This window comes from uncultured Roseibium sp. (assembly GCF_947496995.1).
In the GTDB taxonomy this organism is placed as follows: Bacteria; Pseudomonadota; Alphaproteobacteria; order Rhizobiales; family Stappiaceae; genus Roseibium.
Map to the genome: position 1 here is coordinate 83,796 of NZ_CANMFD010000002.1, position 25,180 is coordinate 108,975.

The window sequence follows — 25,180 nt, forward strand, 5'->3', positions numbered from 1 at the left end:
GGAAAGTTGTTGTCATGAGCCTGTCCGTCGCATTGCAGGTTGCCCAGTCCGCGCTGGCTGCCCGCCAGACAGAATCCGCGGTCATCGCCCGAAATATCGCGGGTGCACAGGATGCCGGGTTCTCCCGTAAATCCGTGGTTCTCAGCCAGGTTTACACCTCGAACGGTCAGTCCGGCGGCGTCCGCGTCGACGGTATCGTCCGGGTGACGGACAGTGCTCTGTATTCGTCTCTCCTTTCTTCCACATCTGTCGGCACCTCCCAGGAATCCATCCTGAACGGCCTGACCAGAATGTCCGAGACGATAAACGACACCCAGTTGGAGATGTCTCCTGCGGCGATGCTGGGAGAGCTGCAGCTTTCCCTGCAGAATTACGCATCTGACCCGAACAACACCATTCTGGCCCAGAACGTTCTGCAATCCGCCAAGGATATGGCCACCACCCTGCAGTCCGGTTCCGCCGTCGTTCAGGAAGTGCGTGCGAACGCGGATTCCGATATGGCGGGATCGGTTCGGCAGATCAACAATCTCCTCGACCAGCTGGAGGGCCTCAATACGGTCATCGTCAAGGGCACCCAGTCCGGCGCCGATGTGACCGATGCCCTCGACAGCCGGGACCAGGTCCTTCTGGCTCTGTCGGAGGAAATAGGTATCACCACGCTGGATCGTGCCGACGGGGATATCGTCGTCTACACAGACAGCGGTGTGACCCTGTTCGAAACCAGTGCGCGTGAGGTGAGGTTCGAGCCTACGCTGGTTTACGACGCGACCACGGTCGGCAATGCGGTCTTCATCGACGGCGTTCCGGTTGCGGGTCCAGGTGCGATGATGCCGATCAGTTCCGGGCGTTTGCACGGGCTGGCTGAACTTCGCGACGATGTCGCCGTGACTTACCAGAACCAGCTCGACGAGGTTGCACGCGGCCTGATCGAGGCTTTTGCCGAAAGCGATCAGAGCGGTGGCGGTGGGCCGGATCAGGCCGGCCTGTTCACCTGGCCGGGCGCCCCTGCGGTGCCGGCGACCAGCACGCTGGTTGCGGGTCTGGCGGCGGAGATCGAGGTCAACGCCAATGCGGATCCCGATCTCGGCGGCAGTCTGGACAGGATCCGGGACGGCGGCATCTCCGATCCGTTCGATCCCAATTACAATTACAACCCGTCGGCCGCGGCCGGATTTTCCGACCGCTTGCAGGAACTGGTGTCCGTGTTCGATCAGGACAGGGTCTTTGACGGCGGCGTTGAGCTCGACCCGTCGGACTCCTTGAGCGGATTTGCGGCATCGTCCGTCAGTTGGCTGGAAAGCGGCCGCAAGACGATGACCAGCAATGTCGAGGTGCAGACGGTCATCCTGGGCCGCACGGCGGAAAATCTCGACAACAAGACCGGTGTCAACATCGACGAGGAAATGACGCTGTTGCTTGACATCGAACGCTCCTATTCGGCCGCGACGCGGCTCATTTCAGCGGTCGACGCAATGTTCGAAGATCTATTGGCCGCAGCGAGGTAACGTCATGAAAACCACCCATATCTCCACGATTTCATTTGCGAACGCCTCACGCCGGCAGATCATGAACCAGGCGAATCTGGTCAACAAGCTCAGCATCGAGATGTCGTCCGGACGCAAGTTCGACGTTGGCCTTGATCTGGGGTCGCGGACCGGCGAGAGCGTGTCCCTGCGGGCGGAATTCCATTTTCTGAACGGCATCGTCGATACCAACGCGCTGACAGCCTCGCGGCTCGATGTGAGCCAGGCAGCGATGGGCGACATGCTCAGCGATGCCCAGGGTTTCCTGAGCACGCTCATTGCGCTGCGCGAAGATGGCGGCAGTGCGGAGATCGTCAAGTCGGACGCCCAGGGCAGCATGGAGCTGCTGGTGTCGCGCTTGAACACACAGTTGAACGGCAACTTCGTGTTTGCCGGGATCAATTCCGATCAGGAGCCGGTCGCCGATTATCTCGACCCTGCGTCGCCGAACAAACTGGCTGCCGACGCCGCCTTTTTCGCCGAATTCGGGATGACGCAGTCAGATCCGGCAGTTTCCACCATCACGCCTGCGGCCATGGACGCCTATCTGAGCGGGGCCTTTGACGCCTTGTTCCAGGATCCTGCGTGGGGGACGGACTGGTCGAGTGCTTCCGACAGCGTCACGGTCAGCCGGATTTCTGCCAGCGAGACGGTCAACAGCTCTGTGAGCGCCAACGAGCAGGCCTTCCGGGACCTGGCGCAGGCCTACACGCTGATGGCGGATCTCGGCAACGAAAACCTGGACCCGGGCACCTACAAGAGCGTGCTGAACAAGGCCATTGAAAAGCTTGGTACCGGTATTGCCGGCGTGACCAGCGAGATGGGGAAACTCGGCAACGTGCAGGAACAGGTCAAGCTGGCGAGTTCCCGGCTGCAAGTCCAGACCGATATCCTGAACAGCCGCATCAATGATCTGGAAAATGTGAATCCGGAGGAAACGTCGGTTCGTCTGAACACTGCGCTGACCCAGTTGGAGACGACCTATGCTGTGACCGCCCGCATGCAGGGCCTCAGTATTCTGAACTACATCTGATCATGTCCAAGTTCTTGACATTGATAGTAAATACGAAACTGGAGAGGGCCCATGTACAACTTGTCCTATGCTGAGGTCATGGATGATCTCTGCAGCGATCAACGGTTGAACGAACATGAGGCGATGACGATTGTCATCGAGAAACTGAACAGCGCCAGCGAGCTGGGGATCCGCTCGCCGGAGGCCGTGGAGGCGTTGTTCTACACCCGGCGCCTGTGGAGTTATTTCCTGGAACAGCTGGCCGATGACGGCAATGAACTGCCCGTCGAAACACGGGCAAACCTCATTTCCATCGGTATCTGGGTTCTGAAGGAAGCGGAGGCCCTGCGCCAGTGGCAGCAGGAAGACTTCGCCGACATCATTCAGATCAACTCCATTATCCGCGACAGTCTGGACGGTTAACCTCATGAAAATCGGATTGAAAGCGGGCGAACGCCTGTTCCTCAACGGCGCGGTGATCCGGGCCGAACGCAAGACAAGCATCGAACTGCTGAATGACGCGGTTTTCCTGCTGGAAGCACATATCCTGCAGCCCGAAGATGCAACAACGCCTTTGCGGCAGCTCTATTTCATTCTGCAGACCGTGATCATGGATCCCGCGTCGGCGCCTACCGTGCAGGACATGTTCCATCTGGTGCTCGGGTCGGTCAGGGGAGCCTTTTCGTCGAAAGAGGTTCTGGACCAGCTCAACGAGGTGGAGAACCTCGCCAGGTCCGAGCGCTGGTTCGAGGCGATGAAGATCGTCCGCGGCCTTTATCCGGTCGAAGCGAATCTGATGGTCGCGGAAAAACGCAACGAAGTGCAGGCCGGGAGGTCGGTACCTTCGGTTTCGGCCGGCCACAAGTATCGCCAAGGCCCGCTACTGGCCGTCGTTTAAAGGAGAGACAGCATGACTACCGTTGAAGGTGTCGGTGCGACACAAACCCAGGCCACGGGCGGTGCTTCCAGCGCCCAGCAGCAGCTGACCGTCGATTACGATACGTTCCTGCAGCTCATGATGGCGCAGATGCAGAACCAGGATCCGACGAACCCGATGGATGCTTCCGAACAACTGTCGCAGCTGGCAAGCTTCAGCCAGGTCGAACAGGCGATCCAGACCAACGCCAAACTCGAGACGATGCTGATGAACATGTCCTTCGGACAGGTGGATGACCTGATCGGAAGAACGGTCACCGACCCGAACGGGACGTCAGGTGTCGTGGAGCGGGTGGAAATCTATTCGGACGGTACGCTTCTGGCACTCGATAACGGCAAGGGCGTTCTGCTTGGCCCGGGCGTCACGGTCTCCTGAGTGGGCAAAACCGATCATGAATGAAGTTGATGCGCTGGACATTGTGAGGACCGCCATCTGGACGATCCTTATCGGATCAGCGCCGGCGATCGTGCCGGCGATGGTCGTGGGGATAGGTATTGCGCTGTTGCAGGCGCTTACCCAGGTGCAGGAAATCACCCTGACGTTCATCCCCAAGATCGTTGCGATCCTGGTGATGATCGTCATTGCCGGACCATTCATCGGCGGTCAGATCTACACGCTGACCACACTGATCTACGATCGGATCGAGACCGGGTTCTAAAACTTTCTGCCGGGATGCTCCGCGTAAAGCGCCGTCTCTGCTCCAGTGCGGGCAGGGCGGCGCGGTTGCGCTCTCGCGCGCCGAGAGCCGTCGGCCATTTCCCGCCCGGCAGATCAACCCGTATTCACCCGCGATTATCGGAAACCAAGGCGCTCTAAAAGCTTCGCGCAAGCTTGAGCGGCGACCTTGCGGGTCTCCAAAACGTCTGCGAGGGCAGGAATGACAGACACCTCCGTTTCCCCGATTGCCGATGCACCGCCGGAAAGCCGCCGAGACGTGGGTTTCGCGCTCGGCATCATCGTCATTCTCGTGGTTCTTTTTCTGCCGATTCCGACTTTTCTGATCGATTTTGGCCTTGCCATGTCGATTGCGCTTTCCGTGCTTATCCTGATGGTGGCGCTCTGGATCCAACGGCCGCTGGATTTCTCCTCCTTTCCCACGATCCTGCTGATCGCCACCTTGCTGCGGCTGTCGCTCAACATCGCCACGACCAGGGTCATTCTCGCCAAGGGGCATGAGGGACTGGATGCGGCCGGATATGTGATCCACGGATTTTCGCAATTCGTGATGAGCGGAGATTTCGTTATCGGGCTGATCGTGTTCGCGATCCTGGTGATCGTGAACTTCATGGTGATCACCAAGGGTGCGACGCGTATCGCCGAAGTCGGCGCGCGCTTTACGCTGGACGCGATCCCCGGGAAGCAGATGGCGATCGACGCCGATCTTTCCGCCGGGCTTATCGATGACAAGGAAGCCCAGCACAGGCGCAAGGAGCTGGAAGAGGAAAGCTCCTTTTTCGGTGCCATGGACGGTGCCTCGAAATTCGTCCGCGGCGATGCGGTCGCCGGGCTTATCATTACGGCGGTCAACGTGCTTGGCGGTATCGTCATCGGGGTGACCCGCTATGACATGAATGTCTCGAACGCCGCCGACGTCTTTACCAAGCTTTCGGTCGGGGACGGCCTGGTTTCCCAGATCCCGGCTCTGATCGTGTCACTGGCAGCGGGTCTGCTGGTCTCGAAAGGGGGAACCAGGGGATCGACGGACAAGGCGGTTCTCGGCCAGCTTGGCGGGTATCCGCGCGCGCTGTTCGTTGCGGCGATCCTGATGGCGATCTTTGCAATAATGCCGGGGCTTCCCATGCTGCCGTTCCTGCTGCTGGCGGCGCTGATGGGTTTCGTCGGATACACCATCCCCAAACGCTTGGCTGCCAAGAAGAAGGTCGAGGCGGACAACAAGACAGCCGCTGACGAAAAGGCACGGCTTGAGGAAAAGGACTCCGTCAAGGAGACGCTCAAATCCTCCGAGGTCGAACTGGTGCTCGGCAAGCAGCTTTCCGCTGAACTCCTGACCAAGCACGGCGAACTTTCGCGCCGGGTTGCCAAGATGCGGCGGAAATTCGCGGAGCAATACGGGTTCGTGGTGCCTGATATCCGTGTCACCGACAGCCTGACGCTGGATCCGAAAAGCTATCAGATCAAGATCCACGGCACGATTGTCGCCTCGCAGCACCTCAAGGTGGGTGAACTGCTGGTCATTCCGAATTCGGATGAGAAACTGCCCGTTCCGGCGGATGCCACCAGAGAACCAGCCTTCGGCATGCCCGCCTACTGGGTGCCGCCGGCCTACAAGGACGAGCTCAAGCGCCGCGGCCTGACGCCTGCGGAAAACATGACCGTCATTCTCACCCACCTGAGCGAAGTGATCCGCAACAACCTGCCACAGCTGTTGTCCTACAAGGACATGCGGGTTCTGTTCAACCGCCTCGACCCGGAATACCAGAAGCTTCTGGACGACATCTGCCCGGCGCATACGTCTTTCTCTGGTCTGCAGGCGGTCCTCAAGCTTCTGCTGGCGGAGCGGGTCTCGATCCGCAACCTGAACCTCATTCTGGAAGCGGTCGCCGAAATCGTTCCGCATGTACGCCGCTCGGAGCAGGTCGTGGAGCATGTTCGCATGCGCATAGCCCAGCAGATCTGCGGCGACCTGGCCGAAGGCGGTCCGCTGAATGTGCTGCGTCTTGGCAACCGCTGGGACCTGGCGTTCCACAATGCCCTGAGACGCGATGCGAAGGGGGACGTGATCGAGTTCGACATCGAACCGCAGCTGGTCGAGGATTTTGGAAACCAGATGTCCGACGCGGTCAAGAAACACATGAAGGACGGCAGCCGTTTCGCCATCGTGGCGGCACCGGATGCACGGCCCTATGTGCGCATGATCGTCGAGCGCATGTTCCCGACGCTGCCTGTTCTGTCCCACCTTGAGATTGCCCGCGGTGTGGATGTCTCAGCCCTTGGAAGTGTCTCGTGATTGCCGGCGGGCTGTTGCTCGGCACGTTCAACGCATCGGTCCTGCTGGCGGTTTTCCTGCTGTTCTGCCGGATCGGCGCCTGCCTGATGATCATTCCCGGTTTCGGCAGCAACCGCATACCGGTCCGCGTCCGTCTGTTTGTCGCCCTGGCGATCTCGCTCGCGCTGTCGCCGCTCCTGACCCCAGCCATTCAGGCGGCCCTGCCGGACGAAAAACTGGCGACCGTCGCCCTGTTCATCGGCGCGGAACTGCTGACCGGGGCGTTCATCGGATTCCTCGGCCGGGCCTTCATCGCAGCGCTGGAAACCCTGACGACGCTGGTGTCCATGGCGATCGGTCTTTCCAACATGCCCGGACTGCCGATCGAAGGTGTCGATGCGCTGCCTCCTGTCGCGAACCTCTTCACGGTGACCGCAACCGCGATGGTTTTCATCACCAATCAGCACTGGGAAATCCTGCGCGGACTTGTGGCTTCCTACGAGGCCATTCCCGCGGGCGTGCCGTTGACGGCTGTTTCGAGCCTGGAACAGTTCGCCGATCAGCTGGCGCAGACCTTCGTTCTGGCGCTGCGCGTCTGCAGCCCCTTCGTGGTCTATACCGTCGTGGTCAACATGGCGGTCGGTCTGGTCAACAAGCTGACCCCGCAGATCCCGGTCTATTTCATCTCCATGCCGTTTGTCATCGCAGGCGGACTCTACTTCCTCTACCTGGTCATCGGGGAGGCGATCATGATCTTCCTGGACGGGTATTTCACTTGGCTTCAGATAGGATAGGACGATGGCGCGAAACAGTCACGAAATCGAACGCCTGTTCCGGATGCAGAAGCAGATCTTTCTGTTTTCCTCATGGCTCCTGCAGAAACTCGACGCCCAGGTCTACCAGCTCTCCGAAAAGGAAAGGCGCATCCTTCTGGCGCTTTCCAACGGCGATCTGGCCCAGCATGACCGTTTCATCGCCAATGCGGCCGAGCGCCTGCGGCGGATCATCGAGGAAATGGCGCGGCTGAGCGAAGCCCGCTCGAGGGTGAATTCCGAATTCGACCGCCAGCGGATGATGCTGAAGCTGATGGCCGAGCGGCTGGCGAAAATGCGCGGCGAAGAGCAGCGTGCGGAAGAAGAGCGCGATCTGATGGACCTTCTGGAGCGCCGGTTCGGCTGACGGTTCCAAACATCCGGGACGCAAGCCTCCCGCAAGCTGCGACAGCTAGAACAGAGACTGCAAACAAGGCCCGAAGTAAGCTTCCCTGCTTGCCTCGCCCTGTCACCCCACGGGCCTTGTTTGCAACCAGTTTTGACCAAGGAGCCGTCCAATGGCGATTTCGCCTCCGTCCGACCTGATCCTGGATGTTGCCAAGGCCGCGGACCCGGTCAGTCTGCAGGCCGCCACCAGCCGCTTGAAATCCATCGCGGCTTCCGGATCGGGCGCTGACTTCCAGTTGGCCTTCACCGACGCTTCGGCCGGTACCACAGCGGCGTTCAACCGCTACAGTCCCGAAGCGACAAACGCTGCCGGTGCGAACAAGTCACCGGCCGAGAAATTCGAAGCGATGATTCTCAGTCAGTTCGTGGAAACGATGCTGCCCCAGGACTCCGAAGCCGTCTTCGGTGAGGGGGCCACGGGAGAAATCTGGAAATCGATGCTCGCCGAGCAAATCGCCAACCAGCTTGCCGCCAGCGGTGGAGTGGGCATCGCGGACATGATCTCAAACACGCTTGATCACGGAGTAAAAGCATAATGGACGCCGGCCAGGAAATTGCCCTTCAGGAACAGGTTCCCAACCCGGTGCATTCGGCGCCGCTGATCATCGCCGTCAAGCGCGCGATCAATGCCGTGCGCGATGAAACCCAGGCGCTGCGCGCCGATCCGACAGCCGATCTCAAGCGCTTCGAATATGCCAAGAGCCAGGCGCTTCTGGATCTTTCGCGGGCCCGTTCCGCTGTCCCGCCGAATGCATTTTCCAGCGAATTGAAAGCCGACCTGAGCGAGTTCAAGGGGGTGCTGGAGGAGAATGTCGGTCTCTTGAGACTACACATGAACGCCGTTTCCGAAGTGGTGCAGATGATGTCGAGGACGATGATCGATTTTGACTCCGACGGCACCTACCAGGCACCGTTTCCGGAGCCCGCGCGATGACGAAAATTCTGATTGCCGGCATCTGGATGGCAGCCACCATGCTGGCGTCGGGATATGCGACCGCGCAATATATCGCCTCCCAGAAGCGGGTCGATGTAAACGGCGAGGCCACCTTTGTCGGTCTCGACTACGAAACGGTCAAACCGGTCAACGTCCCGATCCTGTTCGAGGGCGCCTTGCAAGGCTACGTGGTGGCCAAGCTGGTCTTCACAGCTGATGCGGAAGTCCTGCGCCGTCTTCCGGTGCCGCCCCATCCTTTCCTGGTTGATGAGGCCTTCCGCGTCCTTTATTCGGACAGCCAGCTCGATTTCAGAAACTTGGAACGCTACGACCTTGACGCCTTCACCGATGATCTGAAACAGAAAACCAATGCCCGGCTGGGCAGCTCGGTGATCCGCGACGTCCTGGTGGAAGAACTGAACTATTTCGACCAGGAAGACATCGTAAGCAACTGACGGGCCCACCTTCTTGTCCTCTACTTCTTGCCTCCCAGGCAATTGGCGTCCAGCTTCGGTTGGGCGCCCTTTTTTTGGGGAGGGCGACGACGATCCTTAGTCACTTCCGGGCGCATCAGTTGCAGGGATCATCCGTCGGAGCTGAAGATCGTGTCTATGGCCTGGAAAATCGTGTTGTAGACGCCAATTTCGTCTCGCGCGAAATCACCATGCGGAACCGCCTTCTTGGCCTCGTTGGTCAGATCGGCCCTGATGGCTTCAAGATCTGCAGCCGTGCCGCCCGAGTGGTTTGCAAGTTCCAGATGCAGCCTCTTGGCGATACCGGCGTAGGCGACGATTGCCGTCACCATATGTGTCGGTTCCTCGGGTATCTGGATCTTTTTCATGCCTGCCGGTTCCGTGCTTGGGAAGGAATGCCGCTCGGTTGCGGCTGGGTGCGCTCTGTGCCGGTTCTAACACCAAAAATCAAAATCGGTGCCAATCCAGGCAACGACCTCCAACACCTTTCCGTCAACTTCGCACCACCCGGTCATTGGCACCCGGAAATGTCTGGCGTTTTTTCCAGCGGAAAGGCTCCTGCAATGAGCCCGCACAAAATCAGTCGTGTGATCGCAAGAGGGAGGTGGCCTGGCGCAGATCCTGGATAAAGTGTGACTTAGCTTGCCGGCGCTGAGTTTCCTCCCTCAAACGCAGCAGATAGGAAGGGTGGTAGGTGATCAGCACCGGTGTCCCGTCTTCTGCCTTTTCCACCGTTCCCCGGCGCTGCAACAGACTTTCACCCGAGCCGGTCAGGGAGAGTGTCGCGCTTGAGCCCATGGCGAGAAGGAGTTTTGGCTTCACTGCCCTGCGCTCGAAATCGAGCCACCAGCGGCAGGCGACCACTTCTCCGGCATTCGGCTTGTTGTGCAAACGGCGTTTTCCGCGCGGTGTGAACTTGAAGTGTTTGACGGCGTTGGTCAGGAAGGCGCAAGTCCGGTCCAGTCCTGCTTCTTCGGCGCAGCTGTCGAACAATTGCCCGGCGGGACCGACAAACGGCCTGCCTGTCAGGTCTTCTATATCGCCAGGTTGCTCGCCGACGATCATCAGGTCCGCATCCGATGGGCCTTCTCCCGGAACCGCCTGGGTGGCGCAACTGCCAATCGTGCACCGCCGACAAGCATCCAGAGCCGGTTTCAAGGTGTCGAGACTCAAATTGCCGTCATCGGGAGGCGCGGGTCGCATGGGACGGACTTTGCCCGAAAATGCGGACGGTTCCGTAGGCATCGCTAGTTGCATTGCCAGTGCCCGCTCCGGCGCGGTGCGGATCATGCCGGGTATGAGAGATGCCTCGGGAAGGTTCTTCCAGTATTTGCGGGGCATTTCAGACGTCATGGCCGAGACCATCAGGCGGGCGGGATTGAAAATATTCGCGAAATAGGTACGCCAGAGGTCCTCGGTCGCATCTTCGGGAGGCGGAGAGAAATTTCTCGTTTCCTCATAGGACAGCGTTCCATTCTCGAACCGCGCGGTCAGTGACGGGGTGGCGATAATCCAGTCCATGTCACCGAAGCGGCTGGCGAAGAAAGGACAGGCGGCTTCAGCGATGGGATGATCGGGCTCGAACCAGGCAGCAAAGGCGCGCCTCGCTGCATCCGGGGAACCGACTTCGCGAAACCGCACAAACGCGTGCATCTTGTGAATGTCGCGCCGGACGGCCTTTTCCTGGCCAAGGAGGCAATGCAGCGGCTTGTCGGAGCGGTCTCCCCAGCGCAGCCTCCCGCTCGCCAGTCGCGCAACGATGTCGTAGGCGCGGGCAAATCGTTCCGGATCCTTGTGGTGGAGTGCGGTCTCGATGGACGTGAGCGCCGATTTGGTCAGCGTGAATGGCGTTTTACAGTCTGCATCGGCAATCTTTTCGGGCGCGGCGAAGAGGTCGGCGTCTGGTTCTCCGGTCTGCCAGACCAGGTTTTCGCCGGGTACCCCGGCCTGAAGCAGCCGCCGCGCCTGCCGGCGCCAGGCTGCCACGGTGCCGATGCGCGGCAGGCACACCATCTGCATCAGAACAGGCTCATCTGTTCCGGCGCAGCGGTGAACCGGGCCCGCAGATTGGCGTCATCGGGCAAATGGCCCGGTGTCCAGCCGGGAAGGATGATGAAGGGTTTTGCGTGTTTCAGCACGCAGCCGATCGAGACGAGGTGCTCGTAGCGGATGGAGTGGTGACGCCGGGCGTTCAGGATCCGCTGGACGGAGCGGGTGCCGAAACCCGGGACGCGCAGCAGCAATTCCTTCGACGCGCGGTTCACATCCACGGGAAAATGGCCGCGGTGCGCCAGGGCCCAGGCAAGTTTCGGATCGACGTTCAGATCCAGCATGCCGCCTGCCGGGGCGATCTCCTCCACCTCGAAGCCGTAGAACCGCATCAGCCAGTCGGCCTGATAGAGACGATGCTCGCGCATCAGGGGAGGACGTTTCAAGGGCAGCAGCCGCGAGGCGTCGGGAATGGGCGAAAAGGCGGAATAATAAACCCGGCCGAGTTTGTAGGACGAATAGAGCAGGGAGGCGTTGGAGAGGATATCCCCGTCCGAAGCCGTGTCAGCGCCGACGATCATCTGGGTCGATTGCCCGGCAGGTGCGAAACGGCCCGGTCTCTTGCCCCGATAGGACTTTTCTTTCGCCGCGTCGCGCCGGGTGCGGACATCGGCCATTGCGCGCCGGATGGACAAGGCGGATTTTTCCGGCGCCAGGCGCGTCAACGCGTTTTCGGTCGGCAGTTCCACGTTGATCGACAGGCGATCTGCCCATTTTCCAGCTTCCTCGATCAGCTCGGGGCTGGCATCGGGAATGGTCTTGAGATGAATGTAGCCGCGGAAATTCTCCCGCTCACGCAAGGTGCGCACGATGTTGACCATGTCGGCCATCGTGCCGTCCGGGGAGCGGATGATGCCGGAGGACAGGAACAGGCCTTCGATATAGTTCCGGCGATAGAACTCGACGGTCAGCTTGACCACTTCTTCAACTGTGAATCGCGCCCGCTCGACCCGGCTCGACGCCCGGTTGACGCAATAGGCGCAGTCGTAGATGCAGAAATTCGTCATCAGGATCTTGAGAAGCGAAATGCAGCGCCCGTCCGGAGCATAGGCGTGACAAATCCCGCTGCCCCCGGACGATCCGAGCCCCTTGCCGTCCCTGGAGGAGCGTCGCTCGCCGCCGGAAGACGCGCAGGACGCGTCATATTTTGCCGCATCCGCCAGGATCGCCAGTTTGTCTGAAAGTGATCTTTTTGCCATTCGTTCTTGATATGTTCTTTTTGGCGTTTTGGTCAAGAAGGCGGCAGGAGAAGGTGAGGCGTGATTTGTGAATGGCTTCAAGTCTCGTTGTTCTGTGGCAACGAGAAACCCGGTGCAATTTCCGAGTTGGTCGGTTCGGCCGGTGAGCCGGTGCTCGCGGATTTGATGCGTTGAAGGACACAGGTATGAGACAGGTTTTGCCTACCTCAGCCGCGCATCCTTCAGGGCTTCGAGCAGCAATTCCGTTTCCTTGACCTTGTCGCCGGCCGCGTCGGGCACCTCGACGTAGGAAACGTTAACGGCATTGTCCGGCCAGGCCAGGACAACCGTGAAGTAGATCCAGGCGCCCTTGTTGAAGAATTCCAGATCAAGCGAGATCTTCGGCGTGGTTTCCCATTCGACATCCGCCTGGGCGGCCATGGAATACCGCAAGGAGCCTTCCTTGAAGTACAGCTCGGCCGCAGTCTTGATGAGTTCCTCGATGTTGCCATGCTGGTCGGTGCGGATATAGGCGACGAAATCGACCACATCGACGAGCTTCAGGTCTTCGATGAAATCGGTCAGGGCCGAGGCGATCGCCTCCTGGCGCTGCCGGTCGCTGGCAAGGCCGATCGACATGTTTCCGTTGCCTTCAGGCATATCTTGCATGAGCGGCGCCTCCAATACGATCGGTCCAGCCTGGCACAGTCCGGATCGCGAGTTCAAGGCTCATGCGCAGTTGGAGGATCTGGTGCGCGCCGTGCGCCGATACGTTGCGGCTACGGCCGGTCGACCCGGATTGCTTCACCGATAAACCCAAAATAAAGCGCCCTCTCGCTCCAGCCATAATGAGGTTTTATCCGGTGCGATGGACTAACCCTGACCACGACTTGATCTATACTGCAGTTCTTGTTTGGCGTGAGTACACATAACAGATAATTTCTGCAACCGCTCTATAGAATTCCGGCGGTATCATTTGTTCGATTTCTGTCGCTGCATATAGAGATCGCGCAAGTTGTACGTCCTCGATCACGGGGATGTTGTTGCTTTCCGCGATCTCGCGGATCTTCAGCGCGATCAGATCCTGACCCTTGGCGATCACTATCGGCGCCGGACTCTGATCACCGTCATAGCGCAGGGCGACGGCGAAGTGGGTCGGGTTGGCAATGACCAGAGTTGCCTGCGGCACGCCGGACATCATGCGGTTGCGGGCCCTGTCGCGCGCCAGCGAGCGCTGGCGGGCCTTGACGATCGGGTCGCCTTCCGCCTGCTTGTGTTCGTCCTTGATTTCCTGCTTGCTCATGCGCAGGTTCTTGCGCCAGTGCGAGCGCGACCACAGGACATCGACGGTCACCAGCAGGATTGTCACGACGCAAACGCCGGCGATCAGCCGCATGGAAATCTGCAGGATCGTTTCCGGCAACGCGCTGGGGTCGGTAAACATGGCGTTGATCAGTTCCACTTCATTTGCCCGGAACTGGCCAAACACGATGGCGCTGACCGTGGTGAACTTGAAAACCGCCTTGAGAAATTCAACAAGGCCCTGTGCCCCGAAAATCCGCTTCCAGCCTTTCGAGGGCGAGAGTTTCGAGAAGTCCGGCTTGATGCGGTGAAAGACGAGGTTCGGACTGTTCTGCAGGAATGCCGAAGCGAGACCTGCGACTGACAACAGCGCAATGACCGGAGCAAGGAATATGGCGGTTTCGATTGAAACCGCATGAGAGAGCAGCAATGCGTCTGCGCTGTTTCCAAGTCTCACACCTCCCGAGAGATCCAGGAGATGGGTCAGCTTCACGACGAGCTGACGGGCTCCCGATGTCACCACGAAACCTCCGATCAGCAGGGCGGCAATGAAAGTGGCAAGGACCGGTGCTTCTCTCGAAACCGGAGTGTTGCCTTTCTCGATTGCGTCCCGAACCTTCTTCTCGGTCGGTTCTTCTGTTTTTGAATCCTTGTCTGTCTCGTCCGACATTCAGCCAATCGTCTCCTGGCCCGCGGTACCGCGTTTCCGGTCCGGCAGCGGTCAGGCGAAAAATGCGCCGTCGTCCTGCTTCGGGTTCAATTCAATTTCGCCTCTGCCGGCCATCTCCAGGGCCAGATTGGTGATCGCGCTGCGGGCATCGAGAACGTCTCGCTGCGCTGCCGGTTCTCCGGCCGCCAGTTCGTGCTCGGCGATGCGCCGCGCACGAGAGGTCAGGGACGAAAGGATGACTTCGCGGAACTGCGCGCTGGTTCCTTTCAGCGCCAGTACGATCCGGTCCGTCGGAATCTGATCGAATATTGCCATCCGGGTCCGGGCGTTGAGGTTGGTGATGTCGTCGAAGGTGAAGAGCAGACCCTTGAGAAGCTCCGCGGTCTTCGGTTTGACAACATTGAGATTGTCCAGCGCGTCTTCCATGTGCTCGCGGTCCATCTTGTTGAGGATGTCCGCCATGCGGGCATGGGAATCTGCCTCCAGGGTTCCGGACAGGTTGAGCATGAAATCCTCGTGCATGGTCTTTTCCACATCGCGCATGATTTCCGGAACGACTGCCTTGATCGACAGCATCCTGCGGACAAGCTGGTTGCGCGTCTCGCCGTTAACCTGGCCGAGAACCTTGGCGGCCGCCGCCGGTTTGATCTTTGTGAGGATCAGAGCCGCAGTCTGCGGATGCTCCTTGAGGAGATAATTTGCAAAGACGGTTTCGGACACCGTGGTCAGCCGGTCCCATATGGAGCGGTTCGAATTACCGAGTACATCGGACATGATGTCCGAGAGCTGATCATCCGGAAGGATGCCCTCCAGCATCTTTTCGACTTCATTGGCGGAACCGTAGAGGGTCGTGCCGTGGGAAAACTGTTCGATGAATTCCTCGGCCAGCAGATCGAGTTCTTCCGAGGCCACCGTTCCCAGCTGCGCTGCGGAAACGGTGATCATGCGGATTTCTTCCTGGTCGAAATGCTGCAGCAGCTTCTGGGAGCTGGTTTTGCCCAGCGACAGGAGAAGCGCCGCCACCCGCTGCACGCCGTTCAGACGGCGCGCGGGCGGAGTGGGAGGCTGGGAGTAACTCGCGGATTGCGCCGCGGCCGCGGCATTGGCAGTGCTCGACATTGTCACATGTTCCTGAGGAGACCTGGGGCTACGGACCGGTTAGCTTCTGGATCAGATGTCCAGACCGCCGTTCTGCGCGCTGATGATTTCCGTGAGAGAGACACCGAAACGGGAATTGTCGTCTTCGACGACCACCACTTCACCGCGGGCGATCACACGGCCGTTCACGACGATATCGATCGGTTCACCGACACGGTGATTGAGCGGGATGACCGCACCGCGGCCCAGCTTCAGAAGGTTGGAGACCAGCATTGTCGCCGACCCGAGGACAACCTGAATGTTCACCGGAATACCCAGGATCGTGTCCAGATTCTTGTCGTCCCCGATGGTGCCGGGATTGCTGTCCTTGGACGGCGCTTCAACCTTGGCGAAATTCGCGGCATCGGCCGGCTTCGTCTTCACACCCGCGTCCGCGGAAACATGATCAATAACAGTGTCGGACATTACATTTTATCCTTCTGGTTCATGGAAACGGTGCGGAACGGGCTTCCGGACGGGTTGTCGATCCGGTGAATGCGTGCCGGGACCGGTTTTGGCGCTTCTCCACGATGAATTGATGCCGGCTCCTTCTGGGATCTGCCGCTGGTCAACACACCCGCGTGCTGCGAAGGAGCAGTCTGTCCGTCCGAATCCGCGAAGATCTCCAGGTCATCCCTGGACGGGGTAAGCCGGTTGGACGTCTCGAACAGGGCCGTTGCCTTGGAAAGCTCCTTGAGTTCCGCGCGCAGAACCGTTTGCTGGCGCTTGGCTTCCCGTGTCAGTCCGTCAATTTCGGCGATGAGCTCGCGCGCATCGTCCATGCGGTTGCCGAGTGCATTGAGGATCTGCGCGCTCTTGACGTTGATCTCCTGGATGGAGACCTCGATCCCGTCCAGAGCCAGTACGGTCTGGTCGAATATGCGCTTGTAATCCGAATGATATGTTCCGAGGCGCCGCAGCTCCCGGTGCATGGCCAGCATCCGCACCGTCGTCGCGACAAGCGCGATCAGGAGGACGCCATCAACGATTGCGGAGATCATCGAAAAGATCCTTTTCTTCCTCGTGAATGAGTTCTTCGACCTGCAGCGTATAGGAGCCGTCCAGCTGTCCGAGCTGGCAGGTGAAGATCGGCTGATCGTTACAGGAGAGAGTGACCGGGCTGCGGGCCGTTGCCTGAAGCTCGATGGTCTGGCCTACCCTCAGGGCCGACAGATCACCGAGCGACATTTCACGCTCTTCCAGGATGGCCTCCAGCCTGACTTCGGTGCGCTGGATTTCGTTGTGGAAGTGCTGCGTCCACTGTTTGTCACGTCCCGACATTTCACCGGAAAGGACCTGGGAGAGACGCTGGCGGAGCGGATTGAGGGTTGAATGCGGCATGACCACGAACACCTCGCCGCCACGGCCGATTGCCTGCTGCAACAGCCGTGCGACCACGGCAGGGTTGTTGCGGCGGCCGACGACCGCGAAGTCCATGCGGCTTTCCACCCGCTCGATCCTGAGCGTTGTCTCGGCGATCGGCGCGAAGGATTCGGCCAGGGCTTTCGAAGCCACCTCGAACATGGTGCGCGCGATGCGCGTTTCGATGTTGGAGAACGGACGTTCGTCGTCGATTGGCGGTTCTGTGCCGTCGGCTCCGAAAAGCACATCCACCAGCGTGAAGATGAAATCGCGGTCGAAACCGACGAGCACCCGGGCGTCCCATTCGGGGGAATAGAGCACGGCCACAAGCGCGTTGGACTCGAACTCGTCCAGAATGTCGCCGATGCGGTTGTTTTCTACGTAGCTCACCGAGATATAGGAAGGTGAGGGGGACTTCTGCCGCATGGCGTCCGCCATCAAACGTGCCATGCGGTCGAAAACTACCGGAAGCATCGGCAGACGGTCGACGGAGATCCCCGCTGCATCGAGCAGGCGGTCGGCGATCATGGCCCGTTCGGAACTGGAACCGCCGGAATTTGCTGTAGCTGCCTCGATCATGACTTATGCCGCTCCCTGAAGGTCCTGGACGTTGTCGCCACCGGACCCCGCGCTCATGGTCTCGTTTTCAACTTCGTCGATGGTTGGACGGTCGTGGTCGGAAATGGTCTTGCGGCCATGTTCCAGAGCGATCTGCGGATCGGCGCCGTTCATGAAGGCGAGCAGGGTCTGCTTGACGACGATGTAGGGCCGCAGCCGCGACTCCCGGACGTTCTTGATCTTCACGGCCAGCGGTCCGAAGAGAGAATAGGAAAAGAAGATCCCGACGAACGTGCCCACCAGCGCGGCGCCGATCAGGCTGCCGAGCAATTGAGGCGACTGGTCGATCGCGCCCATTGCCTTGATAACGCCGAGCACGGCCGCGATGATCCCGATCGCCGGTAAGGCGTCGGCGACGCTGCTCATGGCGTGGAAGGGCTTCATCTGGTCGCGGTGGATCGTCTGCAGCTCCTCGTCCATTAGTGCCTCTATCTCATGGGCGCGGGCATTGCCGACGATGATCAGCCGGAAGTAGTCGCAGATGAAGGTCGTCAGGTTGGCGTTGCGCAGAACCGTCGGATATTTCTGAAAGATCTGCGAAGTGTTCGGGTCTTCGATATGCGGTTCGACCTGATTGCGTCCCTTGGCGCGCAGCTCGCGCATCAGACCGTAAAGCAGCGCCAGAACGTCCAGGTATTCGCGTTTGTTGGGGACGGCGTTGCGCAGCGCATCGGAGATCGCAAACACCGTTCCCCGAATGGTTTTCATCGGGTTGGCGACAACGAATGCACCAACGGCGACACCCAGAATGATAAGGAGTTCCCAGGGTTGCCAAAGGACGGAGACCTTGCCGCCGAGTGCGGCAAATCCACCGATAAGGGAAGCACCCGCAATGAACAGGCCAATAAGAATAGTCACCTAATAGCTCCCGAACTGGTGAGAAAATCGACTGTGTGGGGAGGACGCTAGGAGGTGAGACTTGTCCGAAGCTGACGCGGCAGCATTTTGGCCCGTATCCGCGCATCTGGACCGCAGTCAGCCTGGCGTAAGCTCTCTGCGTGAAAATTCCTCAAATTCTTTTGCCCGCCAGGAGGGATGAGGACATGATCAATACGCTGACCCAGGTACAACTCGTCAGATCGAATATGGAGCGTTCACTGAAGAGCGTGGAAGCGGATCCGACGGTGGAACGCCAGACCGAGTACTATCGGGAAAATATCCGGAATATTAAGTCCATCGACGACTTCCTGGCGGATGACCGCATCTATAATTACGCTATGAAGGCCATGGGTCTGGAAGACATGACCTATGCCAAGGCCTTCATGCGCAAGGTGCTTGAAGAAGGTGTCTCGGATACCGCTTCCTTCGCCAACAAGCTCGTGGATACGAGGTACAAGGAATTCGCCGAAACCTTCAATTTCGAGCGCTACGGATCGACGACCACGTCCTTTTCCAGGACGCAGGACGGGATCGTCGACAAATATTACCGCCAGACGCTGGAGGTTCGCGAAGGCGAACAGAACCAGGGTGTACGTCTCGCCCTGTATTTCGAGCGCAAGGCACCCGATATCACCAACGCCTATGATGTCCTGGCCGATCCGGCGCTGGCTGAAACGGTTTATACCGCGCTTGGTCTGCCACAGGCATTTGCGATGGGCGATATCGACAAGCAGGCAGCTTATCTGGAGGAACGGCTTGAGTTCGACCAGTTCAGCGACCCGGCTTATCTTTCTGACTTCCTGACCCGGTTTTCCGCACTCTACGATCTTTCGAACGGTACCCAGACCAGCCAGTCTGCAGCTCTGACAGTCATGGGAAACAGCAACGGTATCGTTCAGATGGGCGAAAGCCTTCTCGCCAGTATCCAGAAATTCCGCCTCGGAGGCTTTTGATCCATGCAGTCCGCTCTCTATGTCGCGCTTTCGGCGCAGGTCGCCCTGTCCAATCGTCTGGACACCGTCGCCCGGAACGTCGCCAACATGAACACGGCGGGCTACCGGGCGGATGAAGTCAAGTTCGCGGAGCTGGTCTCTCAAGCCGGGCAGAACAAGGTGAGTTTTTCGACGGGCGGCGAGAAATACATCTCGCGTCAGATCGGAAGCCTGAACAAGACCGACAATCCGCTCGACATGGCGATCGAGGGAGATGGGTGGTTTGCGATCCGGGACGCGAACGGCACGGTTTCCTATACAAGGGACGGGCGGTTGAAAGTCACGCAGGACGGAACGCTTCAAACGCTGACCGGCCAGGCCATTCTGGGAACCGGAGGCCAGCCGATCGCGGTGGACCCGGAAGCCGGACCGCCGCTGATCACGCAGTCGGGTGAAATCTCCCAGCGTGATATCGGCATCGTCGGGCAGGTCGGCCTCTTCCTCATTCCCGAGGACGCGAAGCTGACGCGCAAGGACAATTCGGCGGTCATCCCGGACATTCCTGCCACTCCGGTCCTGTTCTTTGACCAGCACGGCATTCGCCAGGGCTTTGTTGAGGGCGCGAATATCAACCCGGTTCGCGAGATGACCAAGATGATCATGATTTCCCGCGCTTTCGAAGGCGCGACGAAGATGATCGACATGAGCAATGAAAGCCAGCAGAAGGCGATCCGCGAGCTGGGGGCGACCTCGTGAGCGCGGTTGACGTGACTGCGGCCCTCGCCAAATCACCGGAAATGCAGACAGGGCGACCGGAAGCACATACGGCGGCTCGCCGGGCTGTGACGACCGGGGAACAGGCGGCCGGCGGGTTCAACTTCGGGGATTTCCTTGATGTCATCAACCCGTTGCAACATATTCCGGGGATTGCGGAACTCTACCGCTCGGTGACCAATGACCAGATCTCCGACGATGCGCGCAGGGCCGGGAACGCCTTTTACGGATTTGCCCTTGGCGGGCCCATCGGCCTAGGCGCCATGCTCGCCTACAGTGCAGCCGGAGATCGGGCAAACGGGTCCGGTGAGGAAAACAAGCCGGCCGGCATTCAAGTTTCGGACACCTCTCAAGTATCCGACGTCATAAAAATCTCCGACACGGGTGACATACCGGTGCCGGCCCGCAAGCCGGACCGGGTTCCCGAGGCGGAGCCGGGTAGCATCGACAGTCCGCAAGGGGCCGGGAATGATAATGTTCTGGGCCAGAAAGTCGCCTCCGTAGCGGAGAAATCCAGCCCACCCCTCGTCCTGGCCAAAATACTTTCGAACGAAGGTTCTTCGGAGACCATCGGCGAGACGAGTGCTGCCGCCGGGACCGGCGCGTCCTCGGTTGCCTATGTTGATGGCGCGAAAGCTGCGGACCGGCAGAAGCCCGATCTGCCGGATGAGCAGGGGTTGGGACGTCTGGCGACGCATAAAGCCAACCATCTTCCCCTGGATGTATTAAAGGCCCTGCAGGAACGCCATGCCCAACGCACCGCATCTGAACGCTCTTGACCAGGTTCACGCGTCACTGACCTCCCTGGAGACCGAAATCGGTCCGGTGAAACTCAGTGGACGTGTGACGCAGGTATCCTCCGAGGCCATCCGCGTGTCCGGCCTGTCGCGCATCGTGTGCCTGGGCGATCTTGTCCAGTTCGAGGGCCGTTCGGGTCTCCGGCAAGGTGAAATCATCCGGCTGGACCAAAAGGACGTCGTGGTCAAACCACTCGAGCGGGTCACGGATATCGGCATCGGCAGTGTTGCCTCCGTGACGGGCGGACTTGCGATTCATCCGGACATGAGCTGGCGCGGGCGCATCATCAACGCGCTTGGAGATCCTATCGACGGGGCGGGGCCGTTGACCCACGGCGTCGAGGCCTTCCTGCTGGACCGTGCGCCACCCCCGGCCATGAACCGCTCCAAGATTTCCGACGGCGTGAAAACGGGCGTCAGGGTGATCGATCTGTTCACGCCGCTCTGTGTCGGGCAGCGCCTTGGTGTTTTCGCCGGATCGGGCGTGGGCAAATCCACGCTGCTCGGCATGCTGGCCGGCTTCGGCGACTTTGACACGGTGGTTGTCTGCCTTGTGGGCGAACGCGGCCGCGAAGTGCGAGAATTCATTGAAGACAGTCTCGGCGACACTCTGGCCAGTTCCGTCGTGGTCGCCTCGACGGGCGACGAAAGCGCGATGCAGCGCCGGCTGGCGCCAAAGACCGCGATGAGCGTCGCCGAATTCTACCGCAGCCTCGGCCACAAGGTTCTGCTCATTCTGGATTCGGCGACCCGTTTTGCCCATGCAGCCCGCGATGTCGCGCTGGCTGCCGGCGAACCGCCGGTTGCCCGTGGCTATCCGCCCAGCGTGTTCGCGGATCTGGCGCGTCTCATTGAACGGGCGGGGCCCGGAAGCTGCGGCGAAGGTTCCATTACCGGTATCTTTTCGGTGCTGGTGGACGGAGACGATCACAATGATCCGGTCTCCGATACCATCCGAGGGCTGCTCGACGGTCATATCGTCCTGGATAGGCAGATCGCCGAAGCAGGTCGTTATCCGCCGGTGAATGTCCTGAAATCCACATCCAGGCTGGCAACGCGGGCCTGGACCCCGGAGCAGCAGGAACTGATCCACAGGATCAAGGGACTGATCTCGCAGTACGAGGACACGAAGGATCTGCGCATGATGGGCGGATTCCAGAGCGCGGGGGACGAGCAGCTTGAAAAAGCCTGTCGTCTCGTTCCCAAGATCTACGAAGCGATGCGCCAGCGGGCGGACCAGGTTCTGCCGTCCGATCCGTTTGCCGAACTTGCCCAGGCACTTTCTGCAGACGCGTAAACTCTTTGTTTGCTTATCCACACTGAATAAAAAAATGCGCTTTGATGCGCAGCGCTTTCCCTATATACAAACTCAAATAATTTTACAGAAATCGCTGATTTTATCAGCGTTTAGGATTTTAGATAAATTATATATTACTTTATTCTCAATACAATTGATCTTTGAATTATATTGCTCTATCGAATTATAATCTCTCTCCACTATGTTTTTTGAAATACTTCCCAAACAAGGGAAGAAGCATTGACCTTATGGATTAGTAATTTTACCCATTGGGTACTGGTAAATCCAAGGGGCTAATATGTTTATCATCGTAGACGCGAGAGAGATCGTGACCGCAGGCTATGCCTCGGCCTTTGAACGCGAAGGATATGCTTCGCTTGAACTTCACCCGTCGGAAATTCTGGACTGGATGGAAATCACCAGCGCCCAGGACCTGTCTTCCGTCGACGCCATATTGCTCGGCGAAAGTGAGGATCGCACCGGCTTCGTGACCGCAATCCGCAGCCGCTGCCCGGAAGCGCAGATCGTTGCGCTGCAGGATGCGGCAAGTCTCGAAAACACTCTGGAGCTGTTTTCCGCCGGAATGGACGACGTTCTCAGAAAACCTGTGCATGTGCGGGAAATCATCGCCAGGGTGGGGGCATTCCGCCGCCGCATTACCGCTCGCAACAGCTCTTCGGGAACCGGGGCGATCGAAGTGTTTTTCGACGGCCGGGACCCGCTGGTTGGCGGAGAGATGATGGAATTGCCGCGCCGCGAACGCCGCATTCTGGAATATCTTGTGAAGAACAAGGGACGCCGTGTGACGAAAACACAGATTTTCAACGCGGTTTACGGCGTGATGAACGATGGCGTGGACGAGTGTGTGGTTGAAAGCCATATTTCGAAATTGCGCAAAAAGCTTCGGAACAAGCTTGGATATGACGCCATCGAATCCACCCGTTACATCGGCTACATGCTGAAAGACGGTTCGTCGGCCAAGCCGAAGGTCGGTGACACCCGCAGGCCCGTTCAGCCGTCGCAAGTTGCTGCTTGTGCGAGTGAAAAGACGACGAACAACAAAGCAGCCAAGACGCCCTATCTTTCCGTGGTCGGTGCATAGCAGCGATCCGGGGCGGATGAAGTCTTTCGACGCAATGGGTGGACCGGCATGAAACCGGGCCTGATATACTGTCCATGAGGCAGAGCCTATTGCATTGGTATTAGCTCAACTGGCAACAGCATTTGCCTAGTTGTTAAGACAGGGGGGTGTTTCAAATTACAATTGATTTTCATGGAAAATTTAGAAACCTTACCGAAAATAACTTTGGAGACTGGGGCCATGTCAAATTCCGCTGAGGCGAAGGTGACATGTTGAAAGGACTCCAGGGCGATGTTGTCGCGACCTTGAATCGCGTATCGTTAAATCGCGTATCGGTGGCTTCGGTCGAACCTTTTGCCTTAATCGCATGCACTTTCGCGAGGTGATTGCATCAAAGCGGAATTGTATTGTTTCGTGTCTTCCCGGTTCGGAAGGACAACGTCAAGGTGGTCATCTTGAGTTTGAGCGGCAGTGCGGCGTTGCCATATACTCCCAAGGAGAAGGGCCGGGCGAGCCTGTCCCGAACGTTTATTCTTTATACACTTGGCCTCTTTGCAATCCTCGGCATCATCTTTGTCGGAATCCTCACCAAAATCACCTGGGACGCGGCACACGCCCGAGCGATCCGTGTCACCGAGGCTTTCTTTCAGGCCACCAAACGGCCGTTTGAGCGGGCGATCTGGACCGTAAACGCGGATGCCACCCTGCAGCTCATTCGCGGACTTGAAAGCCTCGAAGTGGTCGAGAAAGTCTGGGTCGAGACACCCGATACGGGTAATTTCGGAGAGCCGGCGTCCGGACCTCGTCAGGCCGAGGCCCTCAGCTATACCTTGAATTCTCCCAGCACGATCCTGCAGAAGGATGCGATCGGTCAGGTCTACATTCTGATCGACAGGAATACGATTTCCTATGAAATCGTCTCCACGGTCGGCTTCATCGTATCGGCCATCATTGTTTATCTTTCACTTCTTGCGGTTGTCATCCGGACGGTCTTTCGCCGCCTGATCGGCCGTCCGCTGTCGGCAATCGTCGACTATCTGTCGACACCCCGTCTGATCGAGGATCCTCCAAGAGCTGAACTGATGCCTGGTCGCGCCGACGAAATCGGCATTCTTGCGGAAAGCCTGCAGTTGATGGTTCAACGCCGTCATCTGGATCTGAAGAAGATCCAGGAGTACCAGACCAATCTCGAAGAACTGGTCGCTCACAGGACGGAGCAGCTCAAGCTGGTTCAGGAGGAGCTGATCCAGGCAGACAATCTTGCTGCTCTCGGGGCACTTGTCGCCGGTGTCTCGCACGAATTGAACACACCGCTCGGCAATGCCCTTATGGCGGCGACGACGATCAAGGATTCAACCGGATATCTTCGCACCGAACTTGACCAGCAAAGCCTGAGCAAGGAAGCGCTGGAAACCGAGGTCGGGCGGATCAGCGACACGGCCAGCATCATTGAAAAGACGCTCGGCAGGGCACGGGAGCTTGTCGGCAATTTCAGACAGGTTGCCGTCGACCGCCAGAGCGAGAAGAAGCGACCTTTCAATTTCGACCATATCATTCGTGAAACACTGGCGACCCTTCAGCCGACCATCAGAAAAACCTCTTTCGAGATCGAACTCGACCTTGATGCCGACGAAGTTATCGACAGCTATCCGGGGGCGGTCAGCCAGCTCGTTTCCAATTTCGTCGAAAATGCCATCAAACATGGATATGAGGGCCTCGATCGGGGCCGGATAAGGTTGTCCTCGCAAATCATATCTTCGACGGAAAACGTTGAGGATGGAGAGCCCGAAAAAACCGTCATCTTCAAATGCAAGGATTACGGCGTTGGAATTCCGGAGAAAAACCTGAAGAAGGTCTTTGAACCGTTTTTCACGACCAAGTTCGGCAAGGGTGGATCGGGCCTTGGAATGGCGATCTGTTACCAACTGGTGACGGAAGGCCTGAACGGAACAATTTCCGTCAGCTCGGAGGTGGGATCGGGTACTGAATTTACAATTGAATTTCCTGCCAGAGCCCCACAGAAGGCTCGAACACCAATAAGAAAAAAGGTTCAATAAA

Annotated in this window: 28 protein-coding genes; 18 read left to right on the forward strand and 10 right to left on the reverse strand. The window is 58.7% G+C overall.

The window, feature by feature from the left end; genetic code table 11:
• Positions 1-14: 14 nt before the first annotated feature.
• From flgK to Q1B40_RS09095, 12 genes are all read left to right on the forward strand, one after another.
• Positions 15-1,505, forward strand: a complete 1,491-nt coding sequence (gene flgK, locus Q1B40_RS09040) for a flagellar hook-associated protein FlgK (protein WP_299812759.1) — start codon at positions 15-17, stop codon at positions 1,503-1,505.
• Positions 1,506-1,509: 4 nt separating this feature from the next.
• Positions 1,510-2,556 (forward strand): flagellar hook-associated family protein, encoded by a 1,047-nt coding sequence (locus Q1B40_RS09045; RefSeq protein ID WP_299812761.1) that lies wholly within the window; start codon positions 1,510-1,512, stop codon positions 2,554-2,556.
• Positions 2,557-2,607: 51 nt separating this feature from the next.
• The gene (flaF, locus tag Q1B40_RS09050; RefSeq protein ID WP_299812763.1) at positions 2,608-2,958 is read left to right on the forward strand and encodes a flagellar biosynthesis regulator FlaF; all 351 of its coding nucleotides are present in this window, start codon (positions 2,608-2,610) and stop codon (positions 2,956-2,958) included.
• 4 nt (positions 2,959-2,962) lie between these two features.
• Positions 2,963-3,433, forward strand: coding sequence for a flagellar biosynthesis repressor FlbT (flbT, locus tag Q1B40_RS09055; protein ID WP_299812765.1), 471 nt, complete (start codon positions 2,963-2,965; stop codon positions 3,431-3,433).
• A 12-nt stretch (positions 3,434-3,445) separates the two neighbouring features.
• Complete coding sequence (gene flgD / locus Q1B40_RS09060; RefSeq protein ID WP_299812767.1) at positions 3,446-3,847, forward strand: flagellar hook assembly protein FlgD; 402 nt, start codon at positions 3,446-3,448, stop codon at positions 3,845-3,847.
• A gap of 16 nt (positions 3,848-3,863) precedes the next feature.
• Positions 3,864-4,130, forward strand: a complete 267-nt coding sequence (fliQ, locus tag Q1B40_RS09065; RefSeq protein WP_299812769.1) for a flagellar biosynthesis protein FliQ — start codon at positions 3,864-3,866, stop codon at positions 4,128-4,130.
• A gap of 219 nt (positions 4,131-4,349) precedes the next feature.
• Positions 4,350-6,440, forward strand: a complete 2,091-nt coding sequence (flhA, locus tag Q1B40_RS09070) for a flagellar biosynthesis protein FlhA (protein WP_299812772.1) — start codon at positions 4,350-4,352, stop codon at positions 6,438-6,440.
• A complete protein-coding gene (gene fliR / locus Q1B40_RS09075; RefSeq protein ID WP_299812775.1) occupies positions 6,437-7,213 on the forward strand; it encodes a flagellar biosynthesis protein FliR in 777 nt (258 codons plus the stop codon). The genes flhA and fliR overlap by 4 nt, the downstream gene beginning before the upstream one ends.
• A 4-nt stretch (positions 7,214-7,217) precedes the next feature.
• Positions 7,218-7,598, forward strand: a complete 381-nt coding sequence (locus Q1B40_RS09080; protein ID WP_299812778.1) for a flagellar biosynthesis protein R — start codon at positions 7,218-7,220, stop codon at positions 7,596-7,598.
• A gap of 151 nt (positions 7,599-7,749) precedes the next feature.
• A complete protein-coding gene (locus Q1B40_RS09085; RefSeq protein ID WP_299812781.1) occupies positions 7,750-8,175 on the forward strand; it encodes a rod-binding protein in 426 nt (141 codons plus the stop codon).
• Entirely contained in the window at positions 8,175-8,573 is a 399-nt protein-coding gene (locus Q1B40_RS09090; RefSeq protein ID WP_299812785.1) for a hypothetical protein, read from the forward strand. Before Q1B40_RS09085 ends, Q1B40_RS09090 begins: the two co-directional genes overlap by 1 nt.
• Positions 8,570-9,028: a hypothetical protein gene (locus Q1B40_RS09095; protein ID WP_299812788.1), complete on the forward strand. Its 459-nt coding sequence runs from the start codon at positions 8,570-8,572 to the stop codon at positions 9,026-9,028. The genes Q1B40_RS09090 and Q1B40_RS09095 overlap by 4 nt, the downstream gene beginning before the upstream one ends.
• A gap of 128 nt (positions 9,029-9,156) precedes the next feature.
• Here Q1B40_RS09095 and Q1B40_RS09100 read toward each other — a convergent pair whose 3' ends face one another.
• From Q1B40_RS09100 to motA, 10 genes are all read right to left on the reverse strand, one after another.
• Positions 9,157-9,414 carry a hypothetical protein gene (locus Q1B40_RS09100; RefSeq protein ID WP_299812791.1) on the reverse strand — a complete coding sequence of 86 codons (258 nt, stop codon included), beginning with the start codon at positions 9,412-9,414 and terminating at the stop codon, positions 9,157-9,159.
• A 211-nt stretch (positions 9,415-9,625) separates the two neighbouring features.
• Entirely contained in the window at positions 9,626-11,065 is a 1,440-nt protein-coding gene (locus Q1B40_RS09105) for a UdgX family uracil-DNA binding protein (protein WP_299812794.1), read from the reverse strand.
• Complete coding sequence (locus tag Q1B40_RS09110) at positions 11,065-12,294, reverse strand: putative DNA modification/repair radical SAM protein (protein WP_299812796.1); 1,230 nt, start codon at positions 12,292-12,294, stop codon at positions 11,065-11,067. Before Q1B40_RS09110 ends, Q1B40_RS09105 begins: the two co-directional genes overlap by 1 nt.
• 201 nt (positions 12,295-12,495) lie before the next feature.
• The gene (locus tag Q1B40_RS09115) at positions 12,496-12,942 is read right to left on the reverse strand and encodes a hypothetical protein (RefSeq protein ID WP_299812799.1); all 447 of its coding nucleotides are present in this window, start codon (positions 12,940-12,942) and stop codon (positions 12,496-12,498) included.
• Positions 12,943-13,168: 226 nt separating this feature from the next.
• Positions 13,169-14,245: a flagellar biosynthesis protein FlhB gene (gene flhB, locus Q1B40_RS09120; protein WP_299812802.1), complete on the reverse strand. Its 1,077-nt coding sequence runs from the start codon at positions 14,243-14,245 to the stop codon at positions 13,169-13,171.
• 51 nt (positions 14,246-14,296) lie between these two features.
• On the reverse strand, positions 14,297-15,364 hold the full coding sequence (locus Q1B40_RS09125; RefSeq protein WP_299812805.1) for a flagellar motor switch protein FliG: 1,068 nt from the start codon (positions 15,362-15,364) through the stop codon (positions 14,297-14,299).
• Between the two features lie 51 nt (positions 15,365-15,415).
• Positions 15,416-15,808 (reverse strand): flagellar motor switch protein FliN, encoded by a 393-nt coding sequence (gene fliN, locus Q1B40_RS09130; RefSeq protein WP_299812807.1) that lies wholly within the window; start codon positions 15,806-15,808, stop codon positions 15,416-15,418.
• On the reverse strand, positions 15,808-16,383 hold the full coding sequence (locus Q1B40_RS09135) for a hypothetical protein (protein ID WP_299812810.1): 576 nt from the start codon (positions 16,381-16,383) through the stop codon (positions 15,808-15,810). The genes fliN and Q1B40_RS09135 overlap by 1 nt, the downstream gene beginning before the upstream one ends.
• Positions 16,364-17,323, reverse strand: a complete 960-nt coding sequence (locus tag Q1B40_RS09140; protein ID WP_299812814.1) for a flagellar motor switch protein FliM — start codon at positions 17,321-17,323, stop codon at positions 16,364-16,366. The genes Q1B40_RS09135 and Q1B40_RS09140 overlap by 20 nt, the downstream gene beginning before the upstream one ends.
• A gap of 3 nt (positions 17,324-17,326) precedes the next feature.
• Entirely contained in the window at positions 17,327-18,220 is an 894-nt protein-coding gene (gene motA / locus Q1B40_RS09145; protein ID WP_299812817.1) for a flagellar motor stator protein MotA, read from the reverse strand.
• 185 nt (positions 18,221-18,405) lie between these two features.
• Here motA and Q1B40_RS09150 point away from each other — a divergent pair, with 185 nt between their 5' ends.
• The 6 genes from Q1B40_RS09150 (at position 18,406) to Q1B40_RS09175 (ending at position 25,179) form a co-directional block, all read left to right on the forward strand.
• A complete protein-coding gene (locus Q1B40_RS09150; protein ID WP_299812820.1) occupies positions 18,406-19,194 on the forward strand; it encodes a DUF1217 domain-containing protein in 789 nt (262 codons plus the stop codon).
• A gap of 3 nt (positions 19,195-19,197) precedes the next feature.
• Positions 19,198-19,929 carry a flagellar basal-body rod protein FlgF gene (gene flgF, locus Q1B40_RS09155; RefSeq protein ID WP_299812823.1) on the forward strand — a complete coding sequence of 244 codons (732 nt, stop codon included), beginning with the start codon at positions 19,198-19,200 and terminating at the stop codon, positions 19,927-19,929.
• Positions 19,926-20,726 (forward strand): hypothetical protein, encoded by an 801-nt coding sequence (locus Q1B40_RS09160; RefSeq protein ID WP_299812826.1) that lies wholly within the window; start codon positions 19,926-19,928, stop codon positions 20,724-20,726. Before flgF ends, Q1B40_RS09160 begins: the two co-directional genes overlap by 4 nt.
• Positions 20,695-22,041 carry a FliI/YscN family ATPase gene (locus Q1B40_RS09165; protein ID WP_299812829.1) on the forward strand — a complete coding sequence of 449 codons (1,347 nt, stop codon included), beginning with the start codon at positions 20,695-20,697 and terminating at the stop codon, positions 22,039-22,041. The genes Q1B40_RS09160 and Q1B40_RS09165 overlap by 32 nt, the downstream gene beginning before the upstream one ends.
• A 298-nt stretch (positions 22,042-22,339) precedes the next feature.
• Positions 22,340-23,143, forward strand: coding sequence for a response regulator transcription factor (locus Q1B40_RS09170; protein WP_299812832.1), 804 nt, complete (start codon positions 22,340-22,342; stop codon positions 23,141-23,143).
• Between the two features lie 425 nt (positions 23,144-23,568).
• The gene (locus Q1B40_RS09175) at positions 23,569-25,179 is read left to right on the forward strand and encodes a sensor histidine kinase (protein WP_299812835.1); all 1,611 of its coding nucleotides are present in this window, start codon (positions 23,569-23,571) and stop codon (positions 25,177-25,179) included.
• Position 25,180 lies beyond the last annotated feature (1 nt).

Bases quoted from the DNA above. Each gene is read 5' to 3' on its own strand.
- flaF (WP_299812763.1), top strand. From the start codon at position 2,608: ATGTACAACTTGTCCTATGCTGAGGTCATGGATGATCTCTGCAGCGAT.
- Q1B40_RS09095 (WP_299812788.1), top strand. From the start codon at position 8,570: ATGACGAAAATTCTGATTGCCGGCATCTGGATGGCAGCCACCATGCTG.
- fliN (WP_299812807.1), bottom strand. From the start codon at position 15,808: ATGTCCGACACTGTTATTGATCATGTTTCCGCGGACGCGGGTGTGAAG.
- Q1B40_RS09170 (WP_299812832.1), top strand. From the start codon at position 22,340: ATGTTTATCATCGTAGACGCGAGAGAGATCGTGACCGCAGGCTATGCC.
- flhB (WP_299812802.1), bottom strand. From the start codon at position 14,245: ATGTCGGACGAGACAGACAAGGATTCAAAAACAGAAGAACCGACCGAG.
- Q1B40_RS09100 (WP_299812791.1), bottom strand. From the start codon at position 9,414: ATGAAAAAGATCCAGATACCCGAGGAACCGACACATATGGTGACGGCA.
- Q1B40_RS09085 (WP_299812781.1), top strand. From the start codon at position 7,750: ATGGCGATTTCGCCTCCGTCCGACCTGATCCTGGATGTTGCCAAGGCC.
- Q1B40_RS09080 (WP_299812778.1), top strand. From the start codon at position 7,218: ATGGCGCGAAACAGTCACGAAATCGAACGCCTGTTCCGGATGCAGAAG.
- Q1B40_RS09165 (WP_299812829.1), top strand. From the start codon at position 20,695: ATGCCCAACGCACCGCATCTGAACGCTCTTGACCAGGTTCACGCGTCA.
- flgD (WP_299812767.1), top strand. From the start codon at position 3,446: ATGACTACCGTTGAAGGTGTCGGTGCGACACAAACCCAGGCCACGGGC.
- flhA (WP_299812772.1), top strand. From the start codon at position 4,350: ATGACAGACACCTCCGTTTCCCCGATTGCCGATGCACCGCCGGAAAGC.
- Q1B40_RS09140 (WP_299812814.1), bottom strand. From the start codon at position 17,323: ATGATCGAGGCAGCTACAGCAAATTCCGGCGGTTCCAGTTCCGAACGG.
- flgK (WP_299812759.1), top strand. From the start codon at position 15: ATGAGCCTGTCCGTCGCATTGCAGGTTGCCCAGTCCGCGCTGGCTGCC.
- fliQ (WP_299812769.1), top strand. From the start codon at position 3,864: ATGAATGAAGTTGATGCGCTGGACATTGTGAGGACCGCCATCTGGACG.
- flbT (WP_299812765.1), top strand. From the start codon at position 2,963: ATGAAAATCGGATTGAAAGCGGGCGAACGCCTGTTCCTCAACGGCGCG.
- Q1B40_RS09115 (WP_299812799.1), bottom strand. From the start codon at position 12,942: ATGCAAGATATGCCTGAAGGCAACGGAAACATGTCGATCGGCCTTGCC.
- Q1B40_RS09090 (WP_299812785.1), top strand. From the start codon at position 8,175: ATGGACGCCGGCCAGGAAATTGCCCTTCAGGAACAGGTTCCCAACCCG.
- Q1B40_RS09045 (WP_299812761.1), top strand. From the start codon at position 1,510: ATGAAAACCACCCATATCTCCACGATTTCATTTGCGAACGCCTCACGC.
- Q1B40_RS09125 (WP_299812805.1), bottom strand. From the start codon at position 15,364: ATGTCGAGCACTGCCAATGCCGCGGCCGCGGCGCAATCCGCGAGTTAC.
- Q1B40_RS09110 (WP_299812796.1), bottom strand. From the start codon at position 12,294: ATGGCAAAAAGATCACTTTCAGACAAACTGGCGATCCTGGCGGATGCG.
- Q1B40_RS09135 (WP_299812810.1), bottom strand. From the start codon at position 16,383: ATGATCTCCGCAATCGTTGATGGCGTCCTCCTGATCGCGCTTGTCGCG.
- Q1B40_RS09105 (WP_299812794.1), bottom strand. From the start codon at position 11,065: ATGCAGATGGTGTGCCTGCCGCGCATCGGCACCGTGGCAGCCTGGCGC.
- flgF (WP_299812823.1), top strand. From the start codon at position 19,198: ATGCAGTCCGCTCTCTATGTCGCGCTTTCGGCGCAGGTCGCCCTGTCC.
- Q1B40_RS09150 (WP_299812820.1), top strand. From the start codon at position 18,406: ATGATCAATACGCTGACCCAGGTACAACTCGTCAGATCGAATATGGAG.